Here is a 16,204-nt window from a genome sequence, read left to right as displayed (position 1 = left end):
ACTGTTTACTCGATAACAATCTCACGAACTTGCCACACTGACAGGCTATAAAACAGATCATTTTGGATCTCGGGGTTATCAGTGAAAGGGAAAACAACGAAGAAAGGACCTTTACCGTCTATGGTCATTTTGATGCCATCTTCATGTGTTGCCAACAAAACACCGTATTTTTTAATGTCTGATATCGGAATACTGACCACATAATCATCCCAAGCAATCACTTTAACCGTTGAACCTTGTGCTCCGACATAATCCAACAACGCACTGAGTTTCGGTCCTTTGTATTCGACAACATTGGAAACGACATGGTTGTTGGTTTTGATCGTTCCTTGCTCAAGTTGCTTGATCATTGCAGAATCTAACTCAGCACCATCGGCAGTGTTGGACTCGGTGATCGCTCCCGACACCCAAAGAACTGGGTCACCTTCTGGAGTAGGCAGAGCGTAAACCACATTGGCCAATATCAAACCAACCACCAACGTAATAAACCATGTTGTTTTGCGCATAGCTATCCCTCGAATATCCTGCTTCAATTATTCACACTATTTATCAGTGTTCAGAATCAGTATAGACAAGGATTGATTAAATGCCTTTTCAACCCTTTGAAGTCAAAACAAAAGCTGCACATTTCAGATAGGAAGTCCAAGGCCAACTTTACCCGGTTGGATCACCACTTTGGTCGAAAACTTTTTGATGTTTTGGTTGGACATAAATAGACGCCTCGACAGTGCATCATAAGCTTTCATATCCCGAGTGACCACAATGACAACAAAATCCACGTCGCCCGCCACATAATAAAACTGCTGAACCTGCGATTCGGCTTCTAGTACATGAATAAACTCATCCAGCGCGGTTTCTCCACCGCGCTCCAGAGTAATATCCACCAATGTAGTGATGAATCCCGGAAGTTGACCAGCATCCAGCACCGCCACTTCTTGCTTGATCACCCCATGTTGTTTGAGTTTTTTGATTCGCCGCTGACAAGCCGATGGGGATAAACCAATCTCCGCACCTAATACTTCACTACTGATTCGACTGTTGTTCTGAAGAGCTCGAAGAATGTGATGATCAAAAGCATCCATGCAATTATTCCGCGTAAAATTAAGATATACGCTTTTTTATAGGCGTTTACATGTCGATATTCAAGCGAATCAGCAGCGGAACAATCTTATAATAGCGTCATCATCATCAGAAAGGACACAGCATGAAACGCATTCTCTACAGTGGCAATCGTAATGCCTCTAGCTGGGCATTCAGGGCTTGGTTGGCGTTAAAAGAACAGGGGATTCCTTTTGAAGAACGGATTATCGACATCCGCCGCCCGCAACGTTGGGAAAATCTGCAGCATATTGGTACCTTCTCTCCACCAGCGGCAGTGCCCGTGCTGGATGACGATGGCCTGATCATTTTTGACTCACTAGCGATCGCTGAATACGCCAGTGAACTCGGTGAAGGTAGCTTGTGGCCAGAAGACATTAGCGCACGAGCCAAAGCCAGATCGTTTGCCTCCTGGCAGCATTCCACTTTTGGCCGTGTCTGCTCAGCATTATCGTTTGAGAGCGCATTTTATCCTGACAAAAAAGCGCTGAGCCAAGATGAAACGGCGCAAATTGAAGCCATTTATCAGCTCTGGAACGACACCATTAACGAGTACGGTGGGCAGTACTTGGTGGGAGCGTTTTCCATCGCAGACATTATGCTGCTGCCATCGGTGGTGCGTTTTTCTTCTCACCTTGAGGCCGATGAGCGATGGCCTTATACCCAACGTTGGTTCAGTGAACTGCTCAATCGCCCATACGTAAGAGAATGGTTAGATGAGGCTTACCAGCAGGAGCCCATCTATCTGCCCGGCTACCGTAACGATCCCTAGCCTCCAATAAAAAAGCGGCCTTATGGCCGCCTTACGAGTTAGAACTTGAACTTGGCCACCAGCTGGCTGAGAAAATTCACATTGTCTTTCAGATCGGCACAATGATGGGAGGTTTGATTGACCATTTCAGTGTTGCTGCGTGCCACATCAGCAATACTCGAAACATGCGGAGCAATTTCATTGATAACCTGAGACTGTTCATTGGTCGCGGTGGCGGTCTGACTACTCAGTTGGTGAATCTCATCCACAAACTGATTGATCGACTCTAAATGCTTCTCAGAAGCCTGAGCGGCGGTTAAACACGCTTTACCGGTACTGTGACTCTGGCCAACTTCTTTCACCACTGTATCGCTGAGGCCCTGAAGATTTTCGATAATGGTGCGAATTTCACTGGCTGAATCCTGCGTACGTGACGCTAATGTGCGCACTTCATCCGCTACCACAGCAAACCCTCTTCCTTGATCTCCCGCACGAGCAGCTTCTATCGCCGCATTGAGTGCAAGCAAATTGGTTTGCTCCGACACGCCACTAATCACATCCAGTACCGTATCAATGGCGTTGATGTCATTGGAGAGTTTCTCAATACTCTGACTACTCTGATCCAACTGTCGGCTCATCGCTTCGGTATGAGAAAATGTGTCACTGACCGATGACAGGCCATGTTTCACTTCTACTGTCGCTTGCTGCACATTGTCTGACGTATTGTTGGCATTGCTGGCGATCTCTTCCGAGCTAGCGCTCATTTCATGGATCGCTGTCGCGACTTGGTCAATGTTCTGCTCCTGCCCTTGGATCTGATGTTTCATCTCACTGGCTTGAGAATCAATATGATCAATGGTTGCCACCAAATCAGCGCGCGAGCGGTCGATCTCTTGCAAGACATTGCCCATATAAGCAACAAACTGGTTGTAACCACGGGCAATGCTACCAACTTCGTCATTACGGCTTTCATCAAGCCTTTGCGTTAAGTCACCGCCGCCGCCACCGATTTCCAACAGCAAATCGGCCGTGGTCGACAATGGCTTGAGCAGCGTGTTGGTCATATAAGCACTGATGACGATAAATAGTAAGGCCACTACCACGCCGATGTAGGTCATGGTCTGAATAAACTGATTCAGCTCCGCCAGCACTTCACTTTGAGGCTGAAGAGAAACTAGTGTCCAACCGAGCTCTGGCAAAGCAATAAACCCGACAATCATGGCGCTGCCGTTCACTTCAGCTTCAATGATATGTGAGTCTGTGTCACTGAGCTTTCCCAGCTCCGCTGCCAATTCTCGAAGCTGTAAGTCGTTGAGTGATTTACCAACCAGATTGGCATCTGCGTGAATCTTCACTACTCCTTGATTGTCGACCAGCATCAGTTGACCTTGCTCACCTAGCGAGTAGTTTGCGACAGTTTTCCCCATATTTTGTAGCGACAAGCCAATCCCAGTAACACCAATACGCTTGCCCTGTTGCATCACCACATGGTTAACAAACACAGTCGCTACACCAGTAGAGTCATCGACATCAATCGATAGCTCGACCTTCTTGCCACTGGCGAGAAAACCATAAAACCATTGGTCATCGTTAGACTGTGCCGACATGTCTTTCAATTTTCCGGTAGGAATGTAGTAGCCACTATCAACGGTATTGACGTAGAATGCCGTCAGTGCACCAAACTGCTGCTTGATACGGCTAAGGACATCGACGATTTCTTCACTGCCCTCACCTGCAAATTCAGTCAGTTGGGAAAGCTCAGACATCACATCTGCGATAACCAGCGGTTTCTCCAACTCAAGCTTAATTTTATTACTCACTTCTCCCAACGAAGCCGGAAGCTGCTGCGAATAGGTTTGGTCGAGAATGATCTTACGACCTTGGCTAACAGTAGTACTGATCAGTACGATGATCACCAGAACCACTGCCAATACTGTCGCCAGTATGGTTTTGTGTCTTATGCTGATAGCTAATTTCGTCACATCTAAATCCTTTTATGATTGACCAATATAGGGCCCATCTAATGAGCCCGCGAAAAGAGAAAGAAGGTAGAAATGTCGCTCTCAGCCTTTCATTTACAACTAATGCATTACCTATTAGTAGTAAACGTAGCACAGCCAAAATTTCTGCATGCGTTGATTGAAGATAAACATCACAACTTCAACAACCTTGCATTTCTTGCTTCTTAACAACTATAAAAAACCCCGGAACGTGTTCCGGGGAAAGGGAGATGCACTGTCTGGAGACAGCCGGGAATGAGGAGTCGGCATCAGTCGGCAGGAAATCAGGCCGATATTCAGTCCCGCAGCGCAGTTACTGGATAACTGCACCTTGTTCCACCCAAACGCCGATAAGAGATCGTTCCTCATCGGTCATCTGAGTCAGGTTGCCCAGCGGCATCACTTTAGTCGCAACGGACTGAGAAATGATGCGTGGGACATTAGTTAAGATCTCTTCAGGGGTATCTAGTACAACACCTCCAGGCGCAACCGCAAATGCTGCATGCGTTGGCGTAGCAGAGTGACATACAGAGCAGCGCTCCTGAATGACCTTGTTCACTTCGGCAAAGCTGACACCACTTGTTGTAGATGCTGCTTGCCCCTGAGGAGCCTGCTCAGCGGTTGCTGCCAATGCGGTTTTTGCCCCAGCTTCAGCAACAGGCGCAGCCTGCTGTTGTACAACCGGTGCTTTCGCCACTGGCGCTGCTGGTCGGTTCGCATAAGGAGAAGTCACAAATGCCAACGTGATCATACCCAAAGCCGCCACAGGGATCGTCCAGGCAAATTTCTGACTGCCATGACGTGTGTTGAAGTAGTGTCGCACTAGGATACTGAAGATCGCCAGACCCGCTAGAATCGCCCAGTTGTACTCCGAACCGTAAGTGCTCGGGAAGTGGTTACTGATCATGATGAACAGTACAGGCAATGTCAGGTAGTTATTGTGGCGAGAACGCAGTAAGCCTTTCGCTGGCAGTGCCGGATCCGGTTCGCGGTTTTCTTCAATCGCACTCACCAGATTGCGCTGCGCAGGCATGATAACGCGAAAAACGTTACCCACCATGATAGTACCTATGATGGCACCAACGTGGATGTAAGCACCGCGACCACTAAAGACCTGAGCCAATCCGTAGGTGGCTCCAACAAGCAGCACAAACAGAACCAGTCCCAGCAGCATTGGGGTTTTGCCTAAAGGCGAATCACACAAGAGATCGTAAATGAACCAGCCTGCGACTAACGCCCCCACACCAATCGCAATCGCAGTAGTAGGTGACAGGCCAGAGCCCGGTGCAATCAGATAGATTTCTGCATTGAGGTAATAAACAACCGCCAGTAGCAACACACCGGTAATCCAAGTGAAGTATGCTTCCCATTTAAACCAGTGCAGGTGCTCTGGCATTTCTGGTGGCGCTAGTTTGTACTTTTCAAGGTGGTAGATACCACCGCCATGAATTGCCCACAAGTCGCCTGACAGGCCAGTTTTCGGGTTAACGCGGTTTAGGTTGTTCTCCAACCAAACAAAGTAAAACGATGCACCAATCCAGGCGATCCCGACTATCATGTGAACCCAGCGAATCGCCAGATTCAACCACTCCGTGATATGTGGATCCATAATAAACTCCTATTTACTGCCAGCGCTTTCCATCACAAGGGAACCCTGTGATGGGCAGTGCCAGCATTACAACGCTTGTTCCATGCGTTGCTCTTCATTCGTGCTGCTGTTGGCTGGAATATCTTCCAGATGCACAGAGACCAAATCGGTGTCGAAAAACACTTCATCACAGTTATGCCCGTCACCACCTCGATCAACGATCAAAAACTGATCATGCTCGGTCAACGCCAACACCGGATGGTGCCAAACACCTTTGTGGTAATTGACGCCTTGCCGACCATTGCTGATAAAGGCACGGCTTTGCGACAACTGGGGCTGATCTCCTTTCGGTGCAACAACAATTAAATAAGGTTGCCCAAGCAACGGAACGAAAGCCTGTGAACCAAGCGGATGACGTTCCAGCATCTTAATCGTTAACGGGTAGCTCAGCGGCGTGGCCTGAAAGATACTGATGATGGCTTCACCACCTTGATCTTGTACGTCCGTGCTCGCCAGCTTGTGGTAACGACGGGTTGAGCCGTTATTGATCATAAAGTAGTCGCTGTTTTCGACTTCAATAACGTCGCCAAATTCAGCAAACGTCTCTTTGGTGAGTGGCTCTATTTTTAATCGGCGAGTTCCATTGCTCATTGCGCTTCCCTCGCTTATTCCGCTTTAGTCCCGAACAAACGCAGACGGCTGATACCACCATCTGGGAAGATATTCAGACGAACGTGCGTCACAGCGCCCAGTTGATTCACTTCAGAGACAAACTCATGAATGTCGTGTGCCTGGAGCTTCTGTGCTGGTAAAAGCTCACGCCAGAACAGGCTTTGTGTCGCCACTTGGTCATCCGTGCCACCTTTAACGTAGGCCGCCTGAATAGAGCAGCTGTCTGGGAAATTGCCTTTAAAGTGCGCAGTATCGACCACAACACGGTCAATATTACCCGCATGGCCCAGCGCAACGATCACCCAGTCATTCCCTGGTGTACGTCGACGTGCGGTTTCCCAACCATCACCCATATTTTCGCCTCGGCCAGGGCCAAGAATGTTTGATTTATTACCATAGTGCTCGTCACTACATGCCAACGCACGACCACCATTTTCAACAGCGGCTAAGTCCACTTTCTGCTGAGCATCAATGCGGTCCCAATCTACGCTTGGTCGGCCGTAAACACGAAGACGTGCCACACCGCCATCTGGATAGATGTTAAGACGTAAGTGAGTGAACACTTCGTCGCTTTCAATTTTCTCAAGGTGATGATGATCGCCTTGCAAGCTCATTGAAGGCAGAATTTCTTGCCATTCAGTCGCATCCGTTGGGTCGCCATCTGGTGAGTAACACGCATCAATTGATGCCGACGGTGGGAAGTTGCCCGTAAAGAAAGAGGTATCGATATCAACGCCTGCAATTACGCCAGCTAGGCCTAGGCGAATCACACAGTGGTCGTAGCCTTCGCCACGTTTGCGACGACTTTCCCAGCCATCCATCCATTTGCCATTGTCATCATAAACTCCTTCCTTCCACTCTGGCACTTCACGGCGCAAAAGGCGGCTTTTATCAGCAAAGAAATCGTCGGTCGCGTAAATAGCTTGAGCGCCCAGTTTTTCATCAGCGAGGTTTATGTATTGTTCAAAATCTAAGGACATTTCCTTCATCCTTCCAATTAATCAAAAATAGGTTAAGTGAGTCAGTTATCTGCTCTCTGGAGAGCGTAATAGCGGGATAGTCGCCAACTCTGTGACTTACATATCTCGCAGGCGAAACAGCGCAATCTTGTTGATTTCCTGAATCGCAGTAGCAAACTCAGTTTCACTATCATTTCCTAATCGCATCTCGAACGACTCAAGAATTTGGTAACGATTGGCCCCTTTCACAGCCATAATGAAGGGAAAATTGAAGCGACTTTTGTAGCGGTTGTTATAAGTAGTAAATGTCTCGAACTCATCCGCGGAGCATTGGTCGATGCCAGCCCCAGCTTGTTCAGCGTTGGAAGCTGCGGTCAGTTCCCCATCAACGGCAGCGCGTCCAGCTAAGTCTGGGTGAGCCTTAATCAGATCCAGTTGTTGGGCTTTATCTGCAGCCAGCAAGGTTTTAGCCATACGCTGATGCAAGTTTTCAATTTTGTTGTCTTCGGTATCAAGCCCTTGCTCAAACACAGATTCAGCCACCCATGGGCTATGCTCATACACATCACCAAAATGAGAGACAAATTCCGCGCGAGCCATCTCTGATGGTTTGCAAGTACGAAATTCAGTCATATTACTTTTCCTCTTGTAGTGTGTATGGGTGGTGCTCATGCCAGTGGTGAGCAATATCAATGCGTCGACATAGCCACACATCATCATGTTGTTTAACGTAATCGAGAAAACGCTTGAGTGAAGCGAGACGGCCAGGTCGACCAATTAGACGGCAATGCAATCCAACCGACATCATTTTGGGTGCGGATTCACCTTCCTCATATAGAGTGTCGAACGTGTCTTTCAGATACTGGAAAAATTGTTCGCCAGAGTTGAACCCTTGAGCGGTAGAAAAACGCATATCATTGACATCCAAGGTATATGGAATCACCAATTGCGGCCGGCCCGCTTCGGTGTGCCAATACGGTAAATCATCATCATAGGCATCAGAGTCGTATAAAAAACCACCTTCTTCAGCCACTAAACGACGAGTATTTGGGCCAGTGCGTCCGGTGTACCAACCGAGAGGTCGGCTACCTGTGATCGTTTTGATGATTTCAATCGCTTTTGTCATGTGATCACGCTCTTGTGATTCATCCATATACTGATAATCGATCCAACGATAACCGTGACTACAAATTTCATGTCCCGCTTGCACCATGGCATCCGCCACATCAGGGTGTCGCTCAATCGCCATAGCTACAGCAAAAACGGTGAGTGGAATTTCATATTCGTCAAACAGGCGTAAGATACGCCACACACCAGCACGGCTACCGTATTCATAGATAGACTCCATACTGATATGTCGCCCACCCTTGATAGGTTGAGCCGCCGGAATCTCAGAGAGGAAAGCTTCAGACTCGTCATCTCCATGTAGAAGACAGCGTTCCCCCCCTTCTTCGTAATTCAATACAAATGACACTGCAATACGGGCATCGCCCGGCCATTTGGGATGCGGAGGATTTGCCCCATAGCCAACCAGATCTCGTGAATAATCCTTATCCATTCAGGCTCTCCTTAAAAAGCATGGCGTGATTGCAACGCCACATCAACTTTACAAATTCATTGTATACAATAAATTATCTTTATGTAAAGATTTTGTTTTCAACGTTAATGCTTATAACTACATCTTTATTAATCAATGGCTTAACAATTTAAACCCTGCAATAAACACCAAATCTCAGTTCACATAATTCATTTTCCAACTCCCTCACTAATAACATTTCTATAACAACAAGCTTTACTACATAAAAATTTTGTGTACATATATAGATATCCAACAAAATCACTATACAGCTTTGTATACAATTAAAAGCCCCCGAAAAAGCTAAGGAGAGCGCGACGCGCGGACAGGAATTATGGGAAAACTAACCACACACGTATTGGATACAATGCATGGTCTGCCTGGTGCAGGCATACAAGTTGAACTGTTCAGAGTGGAAGGTAGCCACCTAACCAAGATTAAAACCGTCACAACGAACTTTGATGGCCGGACTGACGAGCCGGTTTTAGAAGGCGAAAATTTTGAGCTTGGTAAGTATCAGCTTGTTTTTCACGTTGCCGATTATTTTCGCAGTAAGGAAGTTGAATTAGGCGATATTGCGTTTCTCGATGACGTCGTAATCCGTTTTGGATTGGGTGATAAAGATGCGCACTATCACGTTCCGCTATTGGTTTCACCTTATAGCTTCTCGACTTATCGGGGCAGCTAGCGAATAACGACAAGCATCACCCAACCGTGTCATCACCCATCAATCAGAACCATTGAAGTTCGCCTGAGGTAGAGACGTACGGCGAAGTGCTGTCTTCAATTCACGAAACACCAACAAAAGGACTTGCTGACATGAATGAAAGCAAAACAGAACTGCTTAACACCAAAGGCGAATCTGGTGGCTTTTTGGAACGCTTTTTCAAACTGAAAGCACATGGAACCAGTGTCAAGAATGAAATGATTGGGGGTATCACCACCTTTGCCACAATGGCGTACATCATTTTTGTAAATCCTCAGATCATGGCCGCTTCTGGAATGGATTCAGGCGCTGTCTTCGTCGCAACCTGTATCGGTGCAGCCATCGGTTGTCTGTTAATGGGGTTATTTGCTAACTGGCCTGTCGGTCTGGCTCCAGGTATGGGCCTCAACGCCTTTTTCTCATTTACCGTTGTTAGCGAAATGGGCTATAGCTGGGAAGTGGCACTCGGGGCGGTGTTCCTCTCTGGTATCCTGTTTGTTGGGATGAGCTTCTACAAGATCCGCCAGTGGATCATCGAAAGTATCCCGGAAAGCTTGCGCTTCTCGATGACAGCAGGTGTCGGACTATTTCTTGGTCTGATTGGCCTTAAAACTGCAGGTATTGTCGTCGAAAACCCAGCGACTTTAGTCTCATTGGGTGATTTCACAAAACCAGACGCTATGCTCGCTGCCATCGCATTCCTGATCATCGCTGTGCTCAGCGAACGTAAAGTCTTCGGTGCAGTTCTTATCGGTATTCTGAGTGTCACTCTGATCGGTATGATGCTAGGGCTGGTTCATTACAACGGATTCTTCTCTACGCCACCCAGTATTGCTCCCACCTTCATGGCAATGGATATTTCTGGGGCATTTAACATATCGATGGTGAGTGTGATTCTGGCCTTCTTGTTCGTCAATATGTTCGATACTGCAGGCACCCTGATGGGAGTGGCTGAAAGAGCTCACCTCATAAACAAAGAAACAGGTAAGATCGAGGGATTAAGCAAAGCATTAAAAGCAGACAGTATCTCCAGTGTTGCAGGTGCGTGTGTGGGATGCCCTCCGGTCACCAGCTACGTTGAAAGCGCCGCTGGAGTGGCTGCAGGTGCCCGAACAGGTCTTTCTGCCATTGTCGTTGCTGTTCTTTTCCTCGCTGCTATATTTCTATCACCTCTGGCGGGGATGATTCCTTCATATGCGACGGCTGGTGCACTGATCTATGTTGCCTTTGTCATGATGAGTAGCATGCAGCACGTCGACTGGAAAGACTTCACCAATGGTGCTCCCGCTGCGATTACCGCACTGATGATGCCACTGACCTTCTCAATTGCTAACGGCATTGCATTAGGCTTCATTACTTACACTGTGCTCAAAGTTGCCACGGGTAAAACGAAGGACGTCTCTATCTCGATGTACATTCTGACACTCATCTTTGTTGCCAAACTGGTTTACATCTAATCCGTCTCTACCCTCTCGCCTGAGCACCCACTCAGGCGAGCCCCATACAACTCAATTCCCTTGCACTCACCGGCGTTTGTCGACATCCGCCACCTATTAGATTTACACGCCCCTACTCAAGGAGTGGTAACCAGCTAAGCCCACTCTCTCAATTCAAATCAATAATACTGGGTCGGCAGAGATCCCGTTTGAGAACTGTCGATTGACAGCAAAACGTCGGTTGGTTAGATAACCGCTCTTGCCCCTAGCATCAGGCCAACGTTTTTAATACCATAGACAAATTCCCATTATGATGGCTTGCCGATGAAACTTATTCGTTGACGTTTTTTTCCTTTTTCCAACTCAACAATCACTTTGTTAAATCTGAAGGGGTCGCTTGCGACCTGAAAAAGGAACGACATGTACAACAAGACGGCAAGTTTTATTCAAGCGGATGGGTTCAGGCTAAAAGTCATTGAACAAGGCCAAGGACCAACACTCCTAATTATCGGCAGTGCAGATTACTACTATCGCATTATGCCGAATGACATCTATCAACATTTTTACTGCGTATTCATTGATCACAGAGGTTTTGCGCACTGCGAAAGGCCTGTTCATTTACATGACGTGTCATTGGAACAGATATCAAAGGATGTTGAACGAGCCTGCAGTCAACTCGACATTGAACCTTGTTGGGTGATGGGACATTCTGGCCATGCATATATGGCTCTCGACTTCGCCTACCGATTTCCAACTCGTGTAAAAGGGTGTGCTTTAATCGGCGCGGCGCCAAGCTTATCAGAGGAAATGCGAACTCTGCAGATGGCTAATTGGCAAAGACATGCCTGTCAGGATCGCAAAACGGCGTTTGAGAAAAGTATTGCTTTATTGGCAGGTGATATTCAGCTTGAGCCTGATAGAAAGTTTGCCCACCTTTGCCGACGATTAGGTCCAATGCGCTGGTTCAATCCAAACTTCGATGAGCTCCCTTTGTGGCAAGACATTCCTATGCATACTGCCTTGCTCGATAAACTTTGGGGCAATGACTTTGCTCATTTGGATATCAGCACCTACACGCAATCTATTGTGGTACCTGTACTGGCACTGGGAGGCCTTCAAGATTTCAGTATTGCGCCGCTTTCTGCTTGGTCAGATATTCATCTGCCTTTCCCCAACATAAACCTCGTCAGCTTACCTGAGTGTGGTCATACACCGATGCTGGAACAGCCAGACGATTTCATATCTATCTTACGGGACTTTGTCAATCACTAATACTGGGCCTCGGAATCTCTCCGAGGCTTATTTTTTGCTTGATAACACGATCCTTCCCACCGAAAAATGCTCGCACTTTCATTATACTGGTGAATCAAATTTACACTGCAAATCAGACGCTCATAGTACGGTAAATATAGGATTCACTCTTAGTATGGAAACACTCTCGATTGCGCAGGCTCAGAAGCTCGCTGTCCTGTCGCAAGGTTTGCCACAAAGCCAGAAATCAGGCGGAGCCTTACAAAACACGCTTTCAGCATTTGAGCGTATCGGTTACGTACAAATCGACACTATCTCGGTTGTTCAACGCGCCCACCATCACACCTTGTGGAGCCGCAATTCAAAGTATCAACCCAATCACCTTGATAAGCTGGTAAAAAATCGTTCTGTATTTGAATACTGGTCTCATGCTGCCGCTTATTTACCCATGCGGGATTATCGCTTCACTCTGCCACGTAAACAGGCGATAAAATCCGGAGACCAGAATCATTGGTATCGCCGCGATAACCAGTTGATGAATGACATCATGAGTCGAATTGAGCACGAAGGGCCATTAATGGCAAAAGACTTTGAGTCTGCGGGCGTCAAAAAGCAGGGCTGGGGAACCAAACCCACTAAGCAGGCGCTGGAGAATCTCTACATGCAAGGTGATTTAATGATCACCGAAAGACGCAACTTCCACAAGGTATACGACCTGACAGAGCGAGTCCTGCCGCAAGGGATAGATACCTCAATGCCAAGCGATGAAGAATATGGGCGCTATTTGGTGATGAATTACCTCAGAGCACACGGCTTTGGTCATCTGTCGGAAATCAATTACCTACTAAAAAACACCAAGCAGCTGGTGAGTAATACGTTGGCGCAATTGTACCAACAAGGTGAAATTTTTCCATTTAAGGTCGACGGTCACACCTATTACACGTTCCATGGAGCGTTTGATTTACTCAGTAAGCGCCTCAATCGCCAGAAGGCCAAAATACTCTCTCCGTTCGATAACTTACTGATCCAGAGAAAACGTGCTCAGAAGATTTTCAACTTCGATTACCTTCTTGAATGCTATGTGCCAGCGGATAAACGTCAGTTTGGCTACTTCTGTCTACCTGTCATGTGGGATGGAAAGTTAGTCGCTCGCATTGATTGCAAAGTAGACAAGCCAACCTCAACACTTCAGGCGCTGAGCTTACATATTGAACCCACACTGAGAAAGCGAGACGGCTTCCACTCAGCTCTCGAACAAGAGCTATCGGATTTTGCCCGATTCAATCAGTGTGAGCAGTTTCAAATACAGCAGATTCACGCCAAACCTTGAGATTTAAACAAGCCCCGACTAGGGCAACCAATCGGGGCATTGAATGCAGTGAAAGCCGATGATCAACTCAAATTAGAACACTTTTTTGATCGCGGCATCGGCACATTCCACATCTAGGTGACCACCTGGCGCTCCACCTACACCAACAGCCCCTATGAGGTTTCCATCAAGCTGAACAGGAACGCCTCCCGCTAAGAATAGCAAGTTATCGTCCATGTTTTGCAAAGGCTTTAAAATTGGCTTGTCAGCAATCAACTTCATCAGGTTACCTGACGGCTGTTTCATGCTGGCGACAGTAAAGGCTTTCTTTCGTGAGCTGTCTAAGGTGTGGATGCCTGCGCCATCTGAGCGAAGTTGAGCCAGTACATTGCCCGATAGGTCAACCACTGTCGCTGATACTTTATAGCCTTTCGTTTCACATTGGTGAACGGCTTCTTTTGCCAAATTGAAAGCGGACTGAGAGGAAATTTGCGTTACTGCTACGGTGTGACCTTTATCTGCGGCTGACGCATTAAAAGACATGGAAAGGAAGCCAAAAGACGCTACTAGTACGCTAAGTTTGATGGTTTTCATATTCACTCCTATGAGATAGACCTTGTTTGATTCAACAGGTACATCCTAACCAAGGCTCGATTACTGAAGACTTTCTCAACCATTACAAAACTGTAATCTTGGTTAAATTCATGAAAGGTTATTGGTAGAGTATGAAAGACTGTTTAGGGAGAGTGAGGAAATGGACCGCTGATGAAAATACTGTTGATTGAAGATGACACCCACATTGCACGCTTTCTTGTCAATGGCTTCCAGCAGGAAAGCTGTACCATAACACACGCCACCAATGGCATTGACGGGTTACACCAAGCCATCAGCGAATCTTACGATGTGATTGTGCTCGACATCATGCTGCCACAGAAAGATGGCTTTGAAGTTTTAGCTCAACTCAGAGGAGAAGGCTATACAACACCGGTTCTCATCCTCAGCGCAAAACACTCTGTTGATGAAAGAGTTAAAGGGCTGCAATCGGGGGCGGATGATTATCTCATTAAGCCATTCGCTTTTCCGGAACTGCTAGCTCGCTGTCAGTCATTGGCCCGCCGAGGTCAGCAGAACACTGCCCAAAGTTATCAATTGAGCTATAGCGAATTATCTCTGGATCTGCTCAAGCACTCACTTGAAAGAAATGGCACCTCGATTCAACTCAATCAACGAGAATTCATGTTGATCAAACTGATGCTGGAAAACCCTGAAACCGTCCTTTCAAAAACCGCTATTCTTGAGCAAGTCTGGGGCCATCAGTTTGATCCGCAGACCAATGTAGTGGATGTCCTAGTCTGTCGTTTACGCAGCAAAGTGGACAAAGGCTTTGATAGCCCATTAATTCATACTCTCAGAGGGGTTGGCTATGTCCTCAAGTCATAACATTGAGCAGGCACTGACCAAGGCACGCAACACACTACTGATGCGTTTTATGGCGATCTTATTGCTGTGCCTGATACTGGTTGAAGTCGTGGTGGGTGTGATGTTCTTCTTCGATTTATATCGCACCGAGAAGAAAATCCTCAACTCAATGGCCACGGAATACCAGCGTATTCTTACCTACGATTCAGCCGATCAACTGATTCACGTCTTGACGGCAAACCCGCATCGCCTGATTGAAAACAATATCGCAGCCTTTTCTATTTCGAAAGAGCGTGCTGCCAGCCCCAACTTTGTCGCTGGTGATAGCAACTTGCCAGCCGACATCCAACTCGATAAGTACCTCACTGGTGATAAATCCTGGTTCACGGCTTTCATTCTTAACCCATATATATCGCTGCAGATTAAAGGAGAAGCACTGGATTTTTGGTTAGTTCTCGACAATCAACCGCGTTACGCCATCGCCTACAAACAATGGCTGATGACCTTGTATGCGTTGATTGTGTTGGTTGCTATCACGACCTTGTTCACTCACCGCATTATTCGCAGTGCGATGTCACCACTGGTGACACTCGGAGATTCTCTGGATAAACTCAGCCAAGGCAAATTAGAGATGACGGACAAGCCAGCGGCTATGCCACAAGGACTGAGCGTCATCAGTGCCAGTGTGCATGACGCTATCGCCCGGCTGCACCATGTCACCACCACACTCAATACGACCGTCGATGCTATTGCCCATGATATCCGTACTCCCTTATCACGGATCACGCTCAGTTCACAATCCGCACTGTTAGACAACAAAGACACCCAGAAAATGGAGCACGCTTTATCTGATTGCGCTGAATACGCCATGCAAGCCAGCAATATGCTTACTGCTTTGATGAAGCTCAACGATGAAGTCACTGGCAAACGTGATCAACAAAGCACCTCAACCCATGTCTCTGAGGTGCTGAAAACCGTCGTGAGCTGGTATGAAGACGTAGCGGATGACAAACAGATTCAATTGCAGGCAACGGCTGACGACAATCTCATCATTCAATCAGACCCAGAAAAACTCACTCAGGCGCTGGTTAACTTAGTCGATAACGCAATTAAATACACCGAAATGGGCGGTAAAGTTAGCCTAAAAGCGCTTAAAACAAGTGATCATCAGGTTGAGATTCTTGTCTCAGATACGGGCATTGGTATCGACAAACAGTATCAGGATTTGATTTTCGAACGGCTCTATCGCATCGATGCGAGCCGCAGCAATATTGAAGGTTACGGGCTAGGCCTATCACTTGCCGCCGCTATGGTTGATAACTTAGGTGGTAACATTCAACTGATGTCTGAACCGAATCAAGGCAGTACATTTACGATTACATTGACCGCGAACTCAAACAGTCATTGATAAAAAGTCCCCTTTTCATGTATTACATAGC

16 protein-coding genes are annotated in these 16,204 nt (G+C 47.1%); 7 read left to right on the top strand and 9 right to left on the bottom strand.

Features of this window, described 5'->3' with window-relative positions:
- Nucleotides 1-5: 5 nt before the first annotated feature.
- Nucleotides 6-506, bottom strand: coding sequence for a putative pterin-binding protein (locus TW84_RS02140; protein WP_045974031.1), 501 nt, complete (start codon nt 504-506; stop codon nt 6-8).
- Nucleotides 507-629: 123 nt separating this feature from the next.
- Complete coding sequence (locus TW84_RS02135) at nt 630-1,082, bottom strand: Lrp/AsnC family transcriptional regulator (RefSeq protein WP_045974030.1); 453 nt, start codon at nt 1,080-1,082, stop codon at nt 630-632.
- A 122-nt stretch (nt 1,083-1,204) separates the two neighbouring features.
- On the opposite strand from TW84_RS02135, the gene TW84_RS02130 reads away from it, so the two are divergent.
- A complete protein-coding gene (locus TW84_RS02130; RefSeq protein ID WP_045974029.1) occupies nt 1,205-1,870 on the top strand; it encodes a glutathione S-transferase family protein in 666 nt (221 codons plus the stop codon).
- A gap of 38 nt (nt 1,871-1,908) precedes the next feature.
- Here the strand turns inward: TW84_RS02130 and TW84_RS02125 are convergent, their stop codons facing one another.
- The 6 genes from TW84_RS02125 to puuE form a co-directional block, all read right to left on the bottom strand.
- On the bottom strand, nt 1,909-3,831 hold the full coding sequence (locus tag TW84_RS02125) for a methyl-accepting chemotaxis protein (protein WP_045974028.1): 1,923 nt from the start codon (nt 3,829-3,831) through the stop codon (nt 1,909-1,911).
- A 331-nt stretch (nt 3,832-4,162) separates the two neighbouring features.
- Nucleotides 4,163-5,458 carry a urate hydroxylase PuuD gene (locus TW84_RS02120; RefSeq protein ID WP_045974027.1) on the bottom strand — a complete coding sequence of 432 codons (1,296 nt, stop codon included), beginning with the start codon at nt 5,456-5,458 and terminating at the stop codon, nt 4,163-4,165.
- A 66-nt stretch (nt 5,459-5,524) separates the two neighbouring features.
- Nucleotides 5,525-6,088 (bottom strand): ureidoglycolate lyase, encoded by a 564-nt coding sequence (locus TW84_RS02115; protein ID WP_045974026.1) that lies wholly within the window; start codon nt 6,086-6,088, stop codon nt 5,525-5,527.
- A gap of 14 nt (nt 6,089-6,102) precedes the next feature.
- The gene (gene alc, locus TW84_RS02110) at nt 6,103-7,089 is read right to left on the bottom strand and encodes an allantoicase (protein ID WP_045974025.1); all 987 of its coding nucleotides are present in this window, start codon (nt 7,087-7,089) and stop codon (nt 6,103-6,105) included.
- Between the two features lie 96 nt (nt 7,090-7,185).
- A complete protein-coding gene (gene uraD / locus TW84_RS02105; RefSeq protein WP_045974024.1) occupies nt 7,186-7,701 on the bottom strand; it encodes a 2-oxo-4-hydroxy-4-carboxy-5-ureidoimidazoline decarboxylase in 516 nt (171 codons plus the stop codon).
- Between the two features lies 1 nt (nt 7,702).
- Complete coding sequence (gene puuE / locus TW84_RS02100; protein WP_045974023.1) at nt 7,703-8,626, bottom strand: allantoinase PuuE; 924 nt, start codon at nt 8,624-8,626, stop codon at nt 7,703-7,705.
- A 352-nt stretch (nt 8,627-8,978) separates the two neighbouring features.
- Here puuE and uraH point away from each other — a divergent pair, with 352 nt between their 5' ends.
- From uraH to TW84_RS02080, 4 genes are all read left to right on the top strand, one after another.
- On the top strand, nt 8,979-9,332 hold the full coding sequence (gene uraH, locus TW84_RS02095; RefSeq protein ID WP_045974022.1) for a hydroxyisourate hydrolase: 354 nt from the start codon (nt 8,979-8,981) through the stop codon (nt 9,330-9,332).
- 131 nt (nt 9,333-9,463) lie between these two features.
- Nucleotides 9,464-10,807: an NCS2 family permease gene (locus tag TW84_RS02090; RefSeq protein ID WP_045974021.1), complete on the top strand. Its 1,344-nt coding sequence runs from the start codon at nt 9,464-9,466 to the stop codon at nt 10,805-10,807.
- A gap of 399 nt (nt 10,808-11,206) precedes the next feature.
- Nucleotides 11,207-12,058: an alpha/beta fold hydrolase gene (locus TW84_RS02085; RefSeq protein ID WP_045974020.1), complete on the top strand. Its 852-nt coding sequence runs from the start codon at nt 11,207-11,209 to the stop codon at nt 12,056-12,058.
- A gap of 154 nt (nt 12,059-12,212) precedes the next feature.
- Entirely contained in the window at nt 12,213-13,367 is a 1,155-nt protein-coding gene (locus TW84_RS02080; protein WP_045974019.1) for a winged helix-turn-helix domain-containing protein, read from the top strand.
- A gap of 72 nt (nt 13,368-13,439) precedes the next feature.
- On the opposite strand, the gene TW84_RS02075 is transcribed toward TW84_RS02080, so the two are convergent.
- A complete protein-coding gene (locus TW84_RS02075; RefSeq protein WP_045974018.1) occupies nt 13,440-13,940 on the bottom strand; it encodes a GlcG/HbpS family heme-binding protein in 501 nt (166 codons plus the stop codon).
- A gap of 171 nt (nt 13,941-14,111) precedes the next feature.
- Between TW84_RS02075 and TW84_RS02070 the strand changes: the two genes are divergently transcribed.
- Nucleotides 14,112-14,786 (top strand): response regulator, encoded by a 675-nt coding sequence (locus TW84_RS02070; protein WP_045974017.1) that lies wholly within the window; start codon nt 14,112-14,114, stop codon nt 14,784-14,786.
- Nucleotides 14,770-16,173: a sensor histidine kinase gene (locus TW84_RS02065; protein WP_045974016.1), complete on the top strand. Its 1,404-nt coding sequence runs from the start codon at nt 14,770-14,772 to the stop codon at nt 16,171-16,173. The genes TW84_RS02070 and TW84_RS02065 overlap by 17 nt, the downstream gene beginning before the upstream one ends.
- The last annotated feature ends 31 nt before the right edge of the window (nt 16,174-16,204 follow it).

Origin of the sequence: Vibrio neptunius (assembly GCF_000967495.1) — a bacterium.
In the GTDB taxonomy this organism is placed as follows: domain Bacteria; phylum Pseudomonadota; class Gammaproteobacteria; order Enterobacterales; family Vibrionaceae; genus Vibrio; species Vibrio neptunius.
Note: the sequence above shows the minus strand (reverse complement) of the source record. Positions and strands in the feature narration are given on the sequence as shown.